We start from the raw sequence: 14,239 nt of genomic DNA, 5'->3' as shown, positions 1-14,239 counted from the left end.
CTGTTGCGGGAGAAAACCCATGAAAATTCGGGCCGTCTGCGTCGGTGCCCCGGAGCGCCTGCCGGGTCGCAAGACGAAGACCGGCATCTTCAAGCACCCGGTCAACGGCCCCGTGATCGTCGACGCGCTCGGCCTTGCGGGCGATGCGGTGCTGAACCGCAAGCATCACGGCGGGCCGGATCAGGCGCTCCTCGTCGAGAGCGGGGACACGCTCGACTGGTGGGCGAAAGAGCTCGGCCGACCGATGAAGCCCGGCATGCTTGGCGAGAATCTCGTGATCGACGGGCTCGACGCGCAGGCGGTGGCGGTCGGCGACCGGTTTGCCGCGGGCGGCGTGCTGCTCGAGGCAACGGGGCCGCGCATCCCCTGCTCGGTACTGTCGCAGCGGATGGAGGATCCCCGTTTTGCCCGGCGCTTCCTCCAGGCTGCTCGGCCCGGCATCTATGTGCGGGTGCTCGCTCCCGGGCTGCTGGAACGGGGTCAGGAGGTGAGGTTCGAGCCCTTCCGGGGCGAGCGGATCGGCCTCGTCGACCTGATGCGGGCGCTCACGGAAAAGCCTCTGCCTGCCGAACGGGCGCGGATGCTGGCCGCCCCGCTCGGCGAACGGGTTCGCAGGAGCCTTGGCGGATGAGGCGTCAGGAACGGGCGGCGATCGCGGCGGCGGCAGCTCCCATGGTTCCCGCGCTCAGCCGGTTTGCGATGCGCACCGCGCGCGGGCTCTTCAGCAGGGACCGCGCCTTTGCCGCAAAGAAGACCCAGGCGAGATCGACGAAGGCAAGCACGGCAAACATCACCAGAAGCAGCTCGGCCCAGCCGAGAAGCGAGACTGCCGCAAGATCGAGCAGCGTCGGCAGGAGCGCCATGTAGAAGACCATGATCTTCGGATTGCCAAGCGTCAGGGCAAGGCCTGTCAGGAACATGCCGAGCGGCGCCTTGTCTTCCGGCGCCTCATCGCCGGCAATCTCGGCCGGCGCCCGCCACATCTTCCAGGCCAGCACCAGGAGATAGGCGACGCCCGCCCACTTGATCGCCACGAAGGCGAGATGGAAGGTCTGCGCCACGGCGGCAAGGCCGGCGATGGCGAGCGACAGCCAGACCGCCTCGCCGATCCACATGGCGGCAAGGAAGGGCATCACGTCCCGGTAGCCGCGCGAGAGACCGCGGGCGACGAGCGCTGCGACGCTCGGCCCCGGGGAGCCTGCGGCAACGAACAGGGCGGCGGCAAAAAGCAGAAGGGAAGACAATGTCATGGCGGACGGCTCCGGTGTGCCTGTCCGCCGACACTACCCCCTCGGGGGCGGGCTGTCGACACCCGCCTCAGAAGGGCAGCTTGAATCCCGGGGGCAGAGGCAGGCCGGCGGTGAGCGCCTTGGTCTTTTCCGCCATCTGGGCCTCTGCCTTGTCCTTCGCGTCCTTGTGGGCGGCGATGATCAGGTCTTCGAGGATCTCGACCTCGTCCTCCTTGAAGAGCGACGGGTCGATCTTGACGGAGAGCAGCTCGGACTTGCCGTTCATGCGCAGGGTAACGAGACCGCCGCCGGACTTGCCCTCGACTTCGAGCGCGGCGACTTCCGCCTGCATCTTCTCCATCTTGGCCTGCATTTCCTTGACCTTGCCCATCATGCCCATGATGTCCTTCATCGGCAAAGCTCCTTCCATTCGTTGGTGAATTGCTGTCCTGTCAGAACAGGATGTCGTCGCCGGGCAAGATGTCGCCCTCTTCGGATTCGGCAATGGCCGGCGGCTGGATCTCCGCTTCCTCGCCCTCGTCCTCCTCGATCACGCGGATGCGCACGTCGGTGACCTTCGCGCCGGGGAAACGGGCGAGGATCGCGGCCACGTCGGGATCGGATTTCGCGTCCACGAGCCGGGCGCCGTGCTGGGCCGCCTCCTGCGCGACCAGGGTCGGCTGGCCCTCGTCCTTGCTGAGAGAGACGGCCCAGTAGATGCCGGTCCACTCCCGCAGCTTGGCAGACAGTTCGTTGAGCAGGGTCGCCGGCGCGCCTTCGGCCAGCGCCACGTCCAGCCGGCCGGGTTCCAGCCGGACGAGCTTGAGGAAATTGCGGATCTTTGCCTTCAGGACGGCGTCCTTGCCGGTGCAGAGATCCACCATGTCCTGGAGGCTGCGGATCTCGACGGAAGGCTCCTGCCGCTCGACGGTGCGGCCGACGGTTTCGGCTGATGGCCGCGAGCCCTCCACCGTCTGGAGCCGCGCCATGGGCTGGCCCTGCGGGCGGGCGGCGGGCGTTGTCATCGGCTGGCCGCCGGCAATCGCCTGGCTCTGGCTGATCATCTGGGGATTGCCGCCGCCATTGCCCGACGGCAGGGGGCGTGACGGACCGGGCCCGGAGGCCTGGCCGCCCGCAAGCTCCAGCGCCCGGCGGGCCGCCTCTTCCGGCGAGGGCAGGCTTGCCGCATGGGCAAGCCGGATCAGCACCATCTCCGCCGCTCCGGCGGGACGGGCCGCGCCCTCGGTTTCGGAAATCCCCTTCAGCAGCATCTGCCAGATGCGCGAGAGCGTGCTGACGGCGAGCGTCTGGCCGAACTCGGCGCCGCGCACGCGCTCCACTTCGCTCAGCGAAGGGTCCTTCGCCGCATCGGGCACATATTTGAAACGGGTGACGAGATGGGTGAAATCGGCCAGGTCCGTCAGCACCACCAGCGGGCTTGCACCCGCCTCGTACTGGCTTGCAAATTCCTGAAGCGCGGCTGCCGCATCGCCCTTCACCACATGTTCGAAAAGGTCGACGATGCGGGCACGGTCAGCAAGGCCGAGCATGCCGCGCACGGCCTCGGTCTCGATGCGTCCGCCGCCATGGGCGATCGCCTGATCCATCAGCGACAGGCCGTCGCGGGCCGAGCCTTCCGCCGCCCGCGCGATCATGGCGAGCGCTTCCTGCTCCACCGGAATGCCTTCCTTGGAGGCAATGACCGTGAAGAGGCCGACGAGATCGGAGGCGCTGATGCGGCGGAGATCGAAGCGCTGGCAGCGCGACAGCACCGTGATCGGCACCTTGCGGATTTCGGTGGTGGCGAAGATGAACTTCACATGCTCGGGCGGCTCCTCGAGCGTCTTCAGCAGGCCGTTGAAGGCCTGCGTCGAGAGCATGTGCACCTCGTCGATGATGTAGACCTTGTAGCGGGCCGAAACCGGGCGGTAGCGCACCTGCTCGATGATCTCGCGGATGTCGTCGATGCCGGTATGGGAGGCGGCGTCCATCTCGATGACGTCGACATGCCGGCCTTCCATGATCGCCTGGCAGTGCTCGCCGGGGATCTTCAGGTCGATGGTGGGGCGGTCGATCTCGGCGGTTTTGTAGTTCAGCGCGCGGGCGAGGATGCGCGCGGTCGTGGTCTTGCCGACCCCGCGCACGCCGGTCAGCATGTAGGCCTGGGCGATGCGGCCGGTCTCGAAGGCATTGGTGAGGGTGCGGACCATCGGCTCCTGGCCGACCATCAGATCCGTGAAATCCCTGGGGCGATACTTGCGGGCGAGAACCCGGTAGCCGGATGCCGGCTGACCCTGTGCGCCGTTCGGCTCCATCTCGCTCATGGCGTCTCAAGCCCCTTTCACGCCCTTTCGCCTCAAGGCGCGAGGGTCTTTGTCGCAAAGCCCATGAAAATGAAGGGTGGGAGGCTGGAACGATGACCCGTGCCGGGCTCGTTAGGGCTGCTTCCTTCCGGACCTGACCCGGTTGGCGAGTGGAACGTCCACCACCAACCTCCCAAGGGCACATATCGGAAATTACCGCGGCAAATGCAAGCCAAGGACGGAAAAAACTGCTAAGCATCCCCGGAAGCATGACAAGGGAGGCCCGGCTTGCAGGCGTTTCAGGTGGATGAGCGGCTCGACCGCGATTCGCAACTACTCCTCGATCTCGCCCTCTGCCAGGTGAGGCTGATGAACGACGCACGCTGGCCCTGGCTGATTCTCGTCCCGCGCCGGCCGGCCGTTTGCGAACTCTTCGATCTCTCGGCCGAGGACCAGCAGCTGGCCGCGGCGGAAGCGAACCGCGTCGCCGCCCTTCTCAAGGGACTGACCGGTGCCGACAAGATCAATGTCGCGGCCATCGGCAACATCGTCCGCCAGCTCCATATCCATGTGGTGGCGCGCAGCGAGGGCGACCCCAACTGGCCGCGTCCCGTCTGGGGCTTCGGCACGGCAGAACCCTATGGCGCACCCGAAAGGGACGCCTTCATCACCCGCATCCGCAAGGCTTTCTCCCGATGACCCGATCGATCTTCGAACGTCTTCCGCCCCATCCCGAACCCAGCCGGCTGACGGCCTTTGCCGCCAATGCGCTCGATCGCCAGTCCGAGCACCGCGCGGAGGACTGCATCGAACAGGCGCTGAAGGTGGATGGCGCCCATCTCTTCGCCTTCTCCGGGGCCAAGCTGGTGCTGAAGCACGACGGGCAGGTTCTCGATCCGCTCTTCGCGCTTTACGAGATGAAGGAGCTGGAGCCCGATTTCGACGAGGCGGTGCTGCTCGGCTACCGGCGCTCCGGAGAGCCGCGGCTCGCGGTGCCGGTAAAGGCCGATCCGGAACGCTTTGCCCGGCATCTCAAGGTGCTCGACGGCCGCACGATCTACCGCGAAGGCCATCTGACGGGCGAGCTGCTCGGCGAATTCGCCCAGGCGTCCAGCCTGATTTCCTGGAATGCCGTCACCCGCTTCTGCGGGCGCTGCGGCGCGCCGATGGAAAGCCGCGCGGGCGGCTACAAGCGGGCCTGCACCGCCTGCGGGAACCTCGCCTTTCCGCGCACCGACCCCGTCGTCATCATGCTGGCGGTCGACGTGGAGCGCGACCGGTGCCTGCTCGCCCGCGGAAGCCATTTCCCGCCGGGCATGTATTCCTGCCTTGCGGGCTTCGTGGAGCCCGGCGAAACGATCGAGGATTCGGTCCGGCGCGAAACCTTCGAGGAAGCGGGCATTCACGTGGGCCGGGTCCGCTACCACGCCTCCCAGCCCTGGCCCATGCCCCATTCGCTGATGATCGGCTGCTTCGCGGAGGCCCGCTCGACGGAGATCCGGCGGGACGAAACGGAGCTCGAGGACTGCCGCTGGTTCAGCCGGGATGAAGCGCATGCTATCCTTGTTGCGGAGGAAGGGGCGGCTCACTGGTCGCCGCCGGAAGGGGCGATTGCCCATCGCCTGCTGCGCGACTGGGTGAGCTGGCCGGACAACTGAAACGCCCGGTCTGCCCGTCCGATGGTCCCGTTTAGGCATTTGTAGTTGCTTAAGAGCTTTGTTATAAAAGAAAGGAAGCGGTTCGTAGCGAGGGGGCGCGATACTTTCCGATGGCTTCATCGCAGGATCAATCATCCTTTTCGGCAAACATTTCCCCAGAACAGCTGAATGCAGCGCTTTCCGGCCGTTTTGGCTGGCTGCGTTTCCCGCCCGCCATCGAACGGGATTACGATCTCGAGACCGGACCCAGGCAGATCCGGCAGCTGACGCTCTCCGCGCTGGTCGGCATGGGCCTGTACAACCTGTTTCTCATAGCCGACTATCTTCTTCTGAGGGATGTTTTCGGTCTTGCGGTCTTCGTGCGGCTGCTCGTGGTCACGCCCGTCTCGGTCCTGCTCTATCTCATCATGCAGGAAAACCGGCTGGCGCCCCATCGCAACCTGCTGGCCAGCATCAACGTGGTGCTGAGCTTCGCCGCCACGGCCTGGCTGCTCGTCCAGAGCGCCGACCCGCTGAAGGTGATGTACAATCAGGGGTCCCTGCTGGTCATCCTCTATGCCTGCCTGATCCAGCGCCTGCCTTTCCGCCATTCCTTCGCCGCGGCCCTTGCCTGCAACATCGTCTTTGCCCTTTCCGTCTCGATGCAGGGCATCGCCTCCTTCGAAACGCTTGTTGCCATCGAGCTGACGGTGGTGACCGGCTCGATCTTCATTCTCGTTGCCGCCTATACGATGGAGCGGGAGCAGCGCCTGCTCTACCTCCTGTCGCTGAAGGAGCGGCTGCACGCCGCGCACATGGAGGGAATATCGAACCGGGACGCCCTGACCGGTCTCTTCAACCGCCGTGCGCTCGATCGGCATCTGGCCGCGCTGCGGGCGGGGCCGGACGACTGGCACAGCCGTCTTGCTGTCGTCATCCTCGATATCGATCATTTCAAGGTCTACAACGACCGTCTCGGCCACCAGGCGGGGGACGAGTGCCTGAAGCGGGTGGCCGATCTCCTGATCGAGCAGCTGCGGGAGGGCAGGGACCACGCCTTCCGCTATGGCGGGGAGGAATTCCTGCTGCTGATCGCGGAGGAGGGCGGGGAGACCGCGGTCGAGGCGGCGGAGCGCATCCGGCAGGCACTGGAAGCGAAGGCCATTCCCCATCCGCTGAGCCCGACTGCGCCCCAGGTGACCGCAAGCTTCGGCGTTTCCAGGGCAGACGGGCGGGATTGCACGCCGGAAGAGGTGATATCGAGGGCCGACCGGGCCCTCTACGCCGCCAAGCATCACGGCCGCAACCGCGTGTGGCCTCCCGCGGCGATGATGCCGGAACGTCAGCCTGCCGTCACGGCCTGACGCCGCCCGGCACCGCCGGCGTTAGAGCTGGCTGCGCATCCGGTGGCCCTTGTAGACGCCGAGAATGCGGACCTTCTCGGAAAAGAAGCGCAGTTCCTCGAGCGCCTGGCGCACATGCGTCTCGGAAGGATGGCCCTCGATGTCGGCATAGAACTGGGTCGCGACGAAACGCCCGCCCAGCTGATAGCTTTCAAGCTTCGTCATGTTGATGCCGTTGGTGGCGAAACCGCCGAGAGCCTTGTAGAGCGCGGCCGGAATGTTGCGCACGTTGAAGACGAAGGTGGTGACCGTCAGCCCGTCCGACGGCTCGGCCCAGACCTCTTCGCGCGACAGCACCACGAAGCGGGTGACGTTGTTGTCGGTATCCTCGACGTTTTCCGCCAGGATGTGCAGACCGTAGAGATCGGCGGCAAGACGCGGGGCGAGCGCCGCCATGGAGCGGTCTCCCACTTCCGAGACGAGCTTGGCGGCGCCGGCGGTATCGCCGGCCACGACGGCCTTCCAGCCATTGACGCGGATGATCTTGCGGCACTGGCCGAGCGCGTGGATGTGGCTGTGCACGGTGCGGATCTCGTCCTTGCCGACACCCGGCAGCACCATCAGCTGGAAGCGGATCGGCATGAAATACTCGCCGACGATATGAAGGCGCGATTCCGGCAGCAGGTGGTGGATGTCCGCGACGCGGCCGGCAATCGTGTTCTCGATGGGGATCATCGCCAGATCCGCATCGCCGTTCTCCACCGCCATGAAGGCATCCTCGAAGGTCTGGCAGGGAAGCGGCTCCATGGTCGGAAACATGTCCCGGCAGGCCATGTCGGAATTGGCGCCAAAGTCGCCCTGGAAGGCGATGCGGTTGGTTTTCATGGTCATCGGGGCGGTCCGTCAGAGAGGGGAATGGCCGAGCATCTGCCTGGCCTTGTCGAGGTCGGCGGGAGTATCGACACCGAGCGGAACGGTGTCAACGATCTCCACGTCGATGCGCATGCCGGCTTCGAGCGCGCGCAGCTGCTCGAGCGACTCGCGCCTTTCGAGCACCGACGGCCCGAGCGAGACGAAGCGCTCCAGCGCCCGGCGGCGATAGGCATAGAGACCGATGTGGTGGTAGAGCGGGCCGGCGCCGTGCGGAGCGGTCGCACGGGTGAAATAGAGTGCCCGCTGGCGCGTGGCCGACAGCGGCGAGCCCACCACCTTCACCACGTTCGGATTGGTCCGTTCCGCCTCCTCGTGAATGACGGCGGCGAGCGTGGCGATGTCGACCGCAGGATCCTCCAGCGGCGCCAGCGCGGCGCGGATGCTGCCGGGATCGATCGTCGGCAGGTCACCCTGCACGTTGACGACGATGTCGGCCTTGCCCTCCGGGTCTGCCTTGCCCAGCGCCTCGAAGATGCGGTCCGAGCCGGACTGGTGGCTCTCCGCGGTCATCACCGCCTCGAAGCCGTGGGCGGTGACGGCCGTGACGATCTCCGGCGTGTCGGTTGCCACGATGATTCGCGAAGCGCCCGCTTCGGCGGCTCTTTTCGCCACCTGCACGATCATCGGAAGGCCGCAGATGTCGGCCAGCGGCTTGCCGGGAAGTCGCGTGGAGGCCATCCGCGCCGGTATCAGCACAAGAGACCGGTCAAATCGGTGATTATTCATGGGCCGCCCTTCTCTCCCTGGCGAAAAAGTGTCAAAAAGTCTCAGCAAAGAGGCCATAAACACTGTTGCAACCGCTGTCCAAAAGACATAGGTTCCGCGCGATTTCAAGATGGCCTGTTTGTACCGGGCACTGGCTACATGGGGAGCATTCGCTGATGAATTCATATGTGAACATGGGCGTCGGTGCCCTTCTGGGAACCGTTTTTGTCCTGATGTCCGTATCCATCGCGTCTGAAGGCATTTTCAAGTCGGAAGCTCCCGAGAAGGCGGGCTTTGAAATCGCCGCTGCCGAGTCGGGCGAGGCTGCTGGCGGTGGCGAAGCGGCTGCCGCGGCTGCCGTTCCGATCGCGGACCTGCTGGCGAAGGCCGACGCCAAGGCTGGCGAAGCCGTTTTCAAGAAGTGTGCCGCCTGTCATGACGGGACCAAGGGTGGTCCCAACAAGGTCGGTCCTAACCTCTGGGGCGTTGTCGATCGTCCGATCGCAAGCCACGAGGGCTTTGCCTACTCCGCCGCCATGAAGGACTATTCCAAGGGCGCTTCCGAGAAGTGGACCTTCGACCACCTGAACGGCTTCCTGCACGCGCCGAAGAAGTATGTTCCCGGCACCGCCATGGGCTTTGCCGGTCTGAAGAAGGACGAAGAGCGCGCCAACCTGATCGCCTATCTGGCAACGCTGGCCGACAGCCCGGTCCCGCTGCCGACCCCCGGCCAGTAAGCCTGGCATCATCGGATAACGAAGAACCCGGCCCGTGTGCCGGGTTTTTTGTTGGGCGGCGAGGCCGCCCCGCCTGCAACGAGCGAGGCGGAGGGCACGGCATGTGCCGCCCGCCGTCCGCCGGCGCCACCGGGCACGGCATGAGCCGGGCTGCCCGCTTACCGGATGCCCGCCAGCGCCGCCCAGAAGGTGACGGTTGCCACGCCGAAGAGCGTGGAAAGGGTGATGGCCGAGGCGGCGAGGCCCTGCGCGACGCCGAAGCGGTTGGCAATCAGCCAGGCATTCACCCCGGTCGGCACCGAGGAGGTCAGCACCATGGCGGCCGTCCATTCGGGCGTAAGCCCGAGCGCCCGGCTGAAGGCCCAGACGCTTGCCGGAAGCAGCAGGAGCTTGAGGCCGGCAATGACGGTGGACAGGCCGAGATTGCCCGAAAGGCCGTAGCTCTTCAGCGCCATGCCGAGCGAAAGCAGCGCCGCGGGCCCGGCAATCCCCGCGATCTGCGCCGTCAGTGTGTCGAGAAGGGCGGGCAGCGGCAGGCCGGAAAAGTGCATGAGCGAGCCGAGGAGGAGCCCGACGATCAGCGGGTTCTGCACCAGGTTGATGATCGTCTGGCGCAGGATGGCGGCGACGCCGCGCCCGGCAACGCCGGTTTCGCGCCGCACCGCCTCTTCCATCAGCACGGTTCCGGCGACCATCATCAGCGGCAGGTGGACGGCCAGCAGGACCGAAACCGCGACGATCCCCTGCGGGCCCACCACCCGCTCCACCAGCGGCAGCCCGATGAAGACATTGTTGGCGAAGGCCGAGGAGACCCCGGCGATCACGCCGCTGCGCCGGTCGCGGCCGAAGAGGCGCGTCGCCACCAGATGACCGGCCGTCCAGGCAACGGTGACGCCGGAGGAATAGGCGATCCAGAGCTTCACCGGCGTGCCGGCCCCCACATCCGCATGGGCAATGGTGCGAAAGAGGAGCACGGGCACGGCGATCCGGAAGACGAAATCGCCCAGCGCCTCGCCCGTTTCCACCTTCATCCAGCCCGCATGGACGCTCAGCCAGCCGGTGAGGATGAGCAGGAAGACGGGCAGGACATCGTGGACGACGGCAATCATGGCGGTTTCCGGAAGAGGCGATGCGGACTGGCAGGACCCTGCTGGTAGCACCGCTTTTCCCCATCCTCCAGCCGCATCTTGTCCGGGTTACGTTTTTCGCTTTTCTCCGGGTGAAAAAACGGTAGAACCGACTCCCGGCTGACATACTTCCCGGGGCTTCTCCTTGACCGACACCACTTTTGACGTCCTCACCATCGGCAACGCGATTGTCGACATCATCGCGCGCTGCGACGATGCCTTCCTTTCCGACAACGGCATCACCAAGGCGGCGATGAACCTGATCGATGCCGAGCGGGCGGAACTGCTCTATTCCCGCATGGGTCCGGCGATCGAGGCCTCGGGCGGCAGCGCCGGAAACACGGCGGCCGGTGTCGCGAGCTTCGGCGGCAAGGCGGCCTATTTCGGCAAGGTGGCGGACGATCAGCTCGGCCGCATCTTCACCCACGATATCCGCGCCCAGGGCGTGCATTACGCCACCCGGCCGAAGGGCACCTTCCCGCCCACCGCCCGCTCGATGATCTTCGTGACGCCGGATGGCGAGCGCTCGATGAACACCTATCTCGGCGCCTGCGTCGAGCTGGGACCGGAAGACGTGGAAGCGGATGTGGTGGCGCGTTCGAAGGTCACCTATTTCGAAGGCTATCTGTGGGATCCGCCGCGCGCCAAGGAAGCGATCGTCGAGTGCTGCCGCATCGCCCATGCCCATGGACGCGAAACCTCGATGACCCTTTCCGACAGCTTCTGCGTCGGGCGCTACCGCTCCGAATTCCTGGATCTCATGCGCTCCGGCACGGTCGACATCGTCTTCGCCAACCGCGAGGAGACGCTCTCCCTCTACGAGACCGAGGATTTCGATGCGGCTCTGACCAGGATCGCCGCCGACTGCAAGCTCGCCGCGGTGACGATGAGCGAGGAGGGCGCCATGATCCTGAAGGGCTCCGAGCGCATCCACGTGCCGGCAACGGCGATCCGCGAGCTCACCGACACCACGGGGGCCGGAGACCTCTTTGCCGCCGGTTTCCTCTATGGCTACACGCAAGGGCGCTCGCTGGAGGATTGCGGCCATCTCGGCTGCCTGGCCGCGGGCATCGTCATCCAGCAGATCGGTCCCCGTCCGCTGCTGTCGCTGAAGGACGCGGGCGTGAAGGCCGGCCTCGTTGTCGAGCCGGCCTGAGCTTACTTGAAGACTTCCGCCGGATAGGCGCCCCAGACCTCGGCCTGCGAGATCCAGCCCTCGGTGCCTTCGTAATCGGCCTCGCACCAGTCGCCGTTGCACTCGTTGAGCTTGACGACGACGCCGGGCTCCAGCTTGGCGACCAGCGCGCTGTTCGGCTGGGGATCGTGGCGCATGTTGACGAAGACGCCGCTGCCCTTGCCGCGCATCCATGGCGCGGTGACGGCGGTGCGCTGGCCGGACAGCAGTGCCTGGTTCACCCAGCCCTCGGTGCCGTCGGCATCGCGGATCTTTCTCCAGTTGTCGTATTCCTGGATGATCTCCACCGGCAGGCCGGACTTGAGATACATCCATGAGACGGCATAGGTGGTGCCCGGGCCGACGCGCAGGTTCACCTTCTTGGATTTCAGGCTGACGAAGCGGGGCAGCGGCAGGCCGCTCGGCCCCTTGCTCACCGCCTGCGCCTCGGCCGTGGCAGGCAGGGCCGCAATCAAGGCGGCGGCAAGCGCCGGCAGGATGCCCTTCACGAGGGTTTTTGCCAGAAGGGGCGCATTGAGCTTGTCCACGGGTCGTCTCGCTTTCCAGGGATCGGCCCGGCTTCGGTAGCGCCGGCACCGGTGGGGAAGGCACAATATCAACAGCCGTCCGCGCGGGGCTCTTTGTCTTCCCCGGTCCGTCTGGTAGAACTGGCCTTGACCAGATTGTATCGTTCTTTTTGGTTAACGAGACCTGAACAAGCCGCTGAAAGCGCCCATGACCCTGAAGAAAAAACCCAAGGTTTACATCACGCGCAAACTGCCCGACCAGGTGGAGACCCGCATGCGCGAGCTCTTCGATGCGGAGCTGAATGTCGACGACCGCCCCCGCACCGCGGAAGAGCTGGTTCAGGCCGTGCAGCAGTGCGACGTGCTGGTGCCGACCGTGACGGATCGTATCGACCAGGCCCTCATCGAGGCAGCCGGTCCGCAGCTGAAGCTGATCGCCAGCTTTTCGAACGGCATCGACCATATCGATATCGATGCCGCGGCCCGCAAGGGTATCACCGTCACCAACACGCCCAACGTGCTGACCGAGGATACCGCCGACATGACCATGGCGCTGATCCTGGCGGTGCCGCGCAGGCTGGCGGAAGGGGCGCAGGTGCTGACCACCAAGACCGGCGAATGGGCCGGCTGGTCGCCCACCTGGATGCTCGGCCATCGCATCTGGGGCAAGCGGATCGGCATCATCGGCATGGGCCGCATCGGCACGGCGGTGGCGCGGCGTGCCAAGGCCTTCGGCCTGTCGATCCACTACCACAACCGCAAGCGCGTCAACCCGGCAACGGAGGAGGCGCTGGAGGCGACCTACTGGGACAGTCTCGACCAGATGCTCGCCCGCGTCGACATCGTCTCCGTGAACTGCCCGTCCACGCCCGCGACCTTCCATCTGCTGTCGGCGCGGCGGCTGGCGCTGATGCAGCCGACGAGCTACCTCGTCAACACCGCCCGCGGCGACGTGATCGACGAGCAGGCGCTCATCGCCTGCCTCAAGGCCGGCAAGATCGCCGGCGCGGGGCTCGACGTCTTCGAGAACGAACCGAAGGTCAATCCGAAGCTCGTGAAGCTCGCGCAGGAAGGCAAGGTCACGCTTCTGCCGCACATGTCGTCGGCCACCATCGAGGGTCGCATCGACATGGGCGAGAAGGTGATCATCAATATCCGCACCTACTTCGACGGGCATCGCCCACCGAACCGCGTGCTGCCGAACCGGGTCTAAGCTTCGGACAAGTCTGGCAAAACCCGGGATTAACCGAAAAACGGTTAAGGGACTTCCGGCACGGCTCGCTCCATGTCGATCGCGGTCGTGCGGCTGAAGCCCGGGTGGCGGGATTCCCCGGTCTTGACGAATCCCCACCGCTCGAAGGTGCGGTGGTTGCCGTCAAGCTCCACCCGCGTCTCGAGCCTCAGCCGCCGCAGGCCCGCCGCGCGGGCGAGGTCGTCCGCCGCCGCCAGAAGCAGGCGGCCAAGGCCGCGGCCCTGACGGGCTGGGTCGACGGCAAGTTTGCCGAGGTAGAGCGTGTCCGGCCTTTCCGGCCGGCAGAACAGGCAGGCGACCGGCAAGCCCTCGTCCATAATCACGAAGCCCGTTTCCAGCCTTGCCTTGTCGCGCAGGCTTTCCGCCGTCAGTTCATGGGCGGAGGAGGGCGGATCGATCACCCCGTCCATAGAGGCAAAGGCCGTGCGGATGAGCTGAAGCAGGGCCTTCATGTCGTCCCGGTCGGGATCGATCCGGCGCGGCCCTTCCATCTCAGGCAGCCTTCCGGCGCCGGTAGCGGATGGTATCGAACCGGGATGACAGCGCGTCGTAAAGCAGAAGCCGCCCGACCAGCGGCTCGCCGGCCCCCGTCAGCAGCTTGATTGCCTCCATGGCCATCAGCGTGCCGATCACGCCGGTCAGCGCGCCGATCACGCCCGCTTCGGCGCAGGCGGGAATGAGGCCTTCCGGCGGCGGCGCGGGGAAGAGGTCGCGATAGCGCGGGTTCTGCTCGCCCTTGGCATCGGACTCGTAGGGTTTCAGCACCGTCAGGCTGCCGTCGAACCGGCCGACGGCGCCCGTGACGAGGGGAATGCCGGCCTTCTCCGCGGCATCGGCCGCAGCATAGCGGGTGTCGAAATTGTCGGAGCCGTCGATCAGCAGGTCGAAGCCGGAAAGCTGCAATGCCGCCCATTCCCGCGAGAAGCGTTCGTGAAAGCGCACCACCCGCACATGCGGGTTGAGACGCGCGAGCGCACGGGCGGCACTTTCCGTCTTCTCTTCTCCCAGGCTTCCCGTATCGTGAATGACCTGCCGCTGCAGGTTCGACAGCGAAACCCGGTCGTCGTCGGCAATACCGAGCGTGCCCACCCCGGCAGCGCCGAGATATTGCAGCACGGGTGCCCCGAGCCCGCCCGCCCCGATGACCAGCACGCGGGCGCGCTTCAGCGCCTGCTGGCCCGCACCGCCCACTTCGGGCAGCAGGATATGGCGCTTGTAGCGCTCGATTTCCTGTTCGCTCAGCCGGTCGTCATTCTCGTTCATGGAAAGAGC

Annotated in this window: 16 protein-coding genes and 1 other RNA gene; 7 read left to right on the top strand and 10 right to left on the bottom strand. The window is 66.0% G+C overall.

The features are described 5' to 3' along the window. Positions 1-19: 19 nt before the first annotated feature. Positions 20-631 carry an MOSC domain-containing protein gene (locus tag GGR23_RS15110; protein ID WP_183367140.1) on the top strand — a complete coding sequence of 204 codons (612 nt, stop codon included), beginning with the start codon at positions 20-22 and terminating at the stop codon, positions 629-631. Positions 632-635: 4 nt separating this feature from the next. On the opposite strand, the gene GGR23_RS15105 is transcribed toward GGR23_RS15110, so the two are convergent. From GGR23_RS15105 to ffs, 4 genes are all read right to left on the bottom strand, one after another. Beyond that, entirely contained in the window at positions 636-1,250 is a 615-nt protein-coding gene (locus GGR23_RS15105) for a LysE family translocator (RefSeq protein ID WP_183367139.1), read from the bottom strand. Between the two features lie 67 nt (positions 1,251-1,317). Then, entirely contained in the window at positions 1,318-1,641 is a 324-nt protein-coding gene (locus tag GGR23_RS15100) for a YbaB/EbfC family nucleoid-associated protein (protein WP_183367138.1), read from the bottom strand. Between the two features lie 40 nt (positions 1,642-1,681). Then, positions 1,682-3,553 carry a DNA polymerase III subunit gamma/tau gene (locus GGR23_RS15095; RefSeq protein ID WP_183367137.1) on the bottom strand — a complete coding sequence of 624 codons (1,872 nt, stop codon included), beginning with the start codon at positions 3,551-3,553 and terminating at the stop codon, positions 1,682-1,684. Positions 3,554-3,629: 76 nt separating this feature from the next. Further along, positions 3,630-3,726, bottom strand: an RNA gene (gene ffs, locus GGR23_RS15090) — signal recognition particle sRNA small type. Between the two features lie 94 nt (positions 3,727-3,820). On the opposite strand from ffs, the gene GGR23_RS15085 reads away from it, so the two are divergent. The 3 genes from GGR23_RS15085 to GGR23_RS15075 all read left to right on the top strand — a co-directional run bounded on the left by GGR23_RS15085 (position 3,821) and on the right by GGR23_RS15075 (position 6,533). Further along, positions 3,821-4,231, top strand: coding sequence for an HIT domain-containing protein (locus tag GGR23_RS15085; protein WP_183367136.1), 411 nt, complete (start codon positions 3,821-3,823; stop codon positions 4,229-4,231). Next, positions 4,228-5,190 carry an NAD(+) diphosphatase gene (nudC, locus tag GGR23_RS15080; protein WP_183367135.1) on the top strand — a complete coding sequence of 321 codons (963 nt, stop codon included), beginning with the start codon at positions 4,228-4,230 and terminating at the stop codon, positions 5,188-5,190. The genes GGR23_RS15085 and nudC overlap by 4 nt, the downstream gene beginning before the upstream one ends. 110 nt (positions 5,191-5,300) lie before the next feature. Continuing rightward, on the top strand, positions 5,301-6,533 hold the full coding sequence (locus tag GGR23_RS15075; protein WP_183367134.1) for a GGDEF domain-containing protein: 1,233 nt from the start codon (positions 5,301-5,303) through the stop codon (positions 6,531-6,533). A 21-nt stretch (positions 6,534-6,554) separates the two neighbouring features. Here GGR23_RS15075 and GGR23_RS15070 read toward each other — a convergent pair whose 3' ends face one another. Together GGR23_RS15070 and GGR23_RS15065 are read right to left on the bottom strand one after the other, a co-directional pair. After that, complete coding sequence (locus tag GGR23_RS15070; RefSeq protein WP_183367133.1) at positions 6,555-7,403, bottom strand: prephenate dehydratase; 849 nt, start codon at positions 7,401-7,403, stop codon at positions 6,555-6,557. Positions 7,404-7,415: 12 nt separating this feature from the next. Continuing rightward, on the bottom strand, positions 7,416-8,171 hold the full coding sequence (locus GGR23_RS15065; RefSeq protein ID WP_183367132.1) for a 3-deoxy-manno-octulosonate cytidylyltransferase: 756 nt from the start codon (positions 8,169-8,171) through the stop codon (positions 7,416-7,418). Positions 8,172-8,326: 155 nt separating this feature from the next. On the opposite strand from GGR23_RS15065, the gene GGR23_RS15060 reads away from it, so the two are divergent. Continuing rightward, positions 8,327-8,887 (top strand): c-type cytochrome, encoded by a 561-nt coding sequence (locus GGR23_RS15060; protein ID WP_183367131.1) that lies wholly within the window; start codon positions 8,327-8,329, stop codon positions 8,885-8,887. Between the two features lie 158 nt (positions 8,888-9,045). On the opposite strand, the gene GGR23_RS15055 is transcribed toward GGR23_RS15060, so the two are convergent. Beyond that, positions 9,046-9,996, bottom strand: a complete 951-nt coding sequence (locus GGR23_RS15055) for an AEC family transporter (RefSeq protein ID WP_183367130.1) — start codon at positions 9,994-9,996, stop codon at positions 9,046-9,048. A gap of 163 nt (positions 9,997-10,159) precedes the next feature. Between GGR23_RS15055 and GGR23_RS15050 the strand changes: the two genes are divergently transcribed. Next, complete coding sequence (locus GGR23_RS15050) at positions 10,160-11,170, top strand: adenosine kinase (RefSeq protein WP_183367129.1); 1,011 nt, start codon at positions 10,160-10,162, stop codon at positions 11,168-11,170. A gap of 2 nt (positions 11,171-11,172) precedes the next feature. On the opposite strand, the gene GGR23_RS15045 is transcribed toward GGR23_RS15050, so the two are convergent. After that, positions 11,173-11,712 (bottom strand): SH3 domain-containing protein, encoded by a 540-nt coding sequence (locus GGR23_RS15045; protein ID WP_183367257.1) that lies wholly within the window; start codon positions 11,710-11,712, stop codon positions 11,173-11,175. A 211-nt stretch (positions 11,713-11,923) separates the two neighbouring features. On the opposite strand from GGR23_RS15045, the gene GGR23_RS15040 reads away from it, so the two are divergent. Beyond that, positions 11,924-12,928 carry a 2-hydroxyacid dehydrogenase gene (locus tag GGR23_RS15040; RefSeq protein ID WP_183367128.1) on the top strand — a complete coding sequence of 335 codons (1,005 nt, stop codon included), beginning with the start codon at positions 11,924-11,926 and terminating at the stop codon, positions 12,926-12,928. Between the two features lie 44 nt (positions 12,929-12,972). Here GGR23_RS15040 and GGR23_RS15035 read toward each other — a convergent pair whose 3' ends face one another. Next, the gene (locus tag GGR23_RS15035; RefSeq protein ID WP_183367127.1) at positions 12,973-13,458 is read right to left on the bottom strand and encodes a GNAT family N-acetyltransferase; all 486 of its coding nucleotides are present in this window, start codon (positions 13,456-13,458) and stop codon (positions 12,973-12,975) included. Position 13,459: 1 nt separating this feature from the next. Next, positions 13,460-14,230: a molybdopterin-synthase adenylyltransferase MoeB gene (locus GGR23_RS15030; RefSeq protein ID WP_183367126.1), complete on the bottom strand. Its 771-nt coding sequence runs from the start codon at positions 14,228-14,230 to the stop codon at positions 13,460-13,462. Between the last annotated feature and the right edge of the window lie 9 nt (positions 14,231-14,239).

The sequence above is a fragment of the Gellertiella hungarica genome, from assembly GCF_014197145.1.
In the GTDB taxonomy this organism is placed as follows: Bacteria; Pseudomonadota; Alphaproteobacteria; order Rhizobiales; family Rhizobiaceae; genus Gellertiella; species Gellertiella hungarica.
This window is presented reverse-complemented; position numbering and strand designations above follow the sequence as displayed.

Bases quoted from the DNA above. Each gene is read 5' to 3' on its own strand.
- GGR23_RS15110 (WP_183367140.1), top strand. From the start codon at position 20: ATGAAAATTCGGGCCGTCTGCGTCGGTGCCCCGGAGCGCCTGCCGGGT.
- GGR23_RS15105 (WP_183367139.1), bottom strand. From the start codon at position 1,250: ATGACATTGTCTTCCCTTCTGCTTTTTGCCGCCGCCCTGTTCGTTGCC.
- GGR23_RS15100 (WP_183367138.1), bottom strand. From the start codon at position 1,641: ATGAAGGACATCATGGGCATGATGGGCAAGGTCAAGGAAATGCAGGCC.
- GGR23_RS15095 (WP_183367137.1), bottom strand. From the start codon at position 3,553: ATGAGCGAGATGGAGCCGAACGGCGCACAGGGTCAGCCGGCATCCGGC.
- nudC (WP_183367135.1), top strand. From the start codon at position 4,228: ATGACCCGATCGATCTTCGAACGTCTTCCGCCCCATCCCGAACCCAGC.
- GGR23_RS15075 (WP_183367134.1), top strand. From the start codon at position 5,301: ATGGCTTCATCGCAGGATCAATCATCCTTTTCGGCAAACATTTCCCCA.
- GGR23_RS15070 (WP_183367133.1), bottom strand. From the start codon at position 7,403: ATGACCATGAAAACCAACCGCATCGCCTTCCAGGGCGACTTTGGCGCC.
- GGR23_RS15065 (WP_183367132.1), bottom strand. From the start codon at position 8,171: ATGAATAATCACCGATTTGACCGGTCTCTTGTGCTGATACCGGCGCGG.
- GGR23_RS15060 (WP_183367131.1), top strand. From the start codon at position 8,327: ATGAATTCATATGTGAACATGGGCGTCGGTGCCCTTCTGGGAACCGTT.
- GGR23_RS15055 (WP_183367130.1), bottom strand. From the start codon at position 9,996: ATGATTGCCGTCGTCCACGATGTCCTGCCCGTCTTCCTGCTCATCCTC.
- GGR23_RS15040 (WP_183367128.1), top strand. From the start codon at position 11,924: ATGACCCTGAAGAAAAAACCCAAGGTTTACATCACGCGCAAACTGCCC.
- GGR23_RS15035 (WP_183367127.1), bottom strand. From the start codon at position 13,458: ATGGAAGGGCCGCGCCGGATCGATCCCGACCGGGACGACATGAAGGCC.
- GGR23_RS15030 (WP_183367126.1), bottom strand. From the start codon at position 14,230: ATGAACGAGAATGACGACCGGCTGAGCGAACAGGAAATCGAGCGCTAC.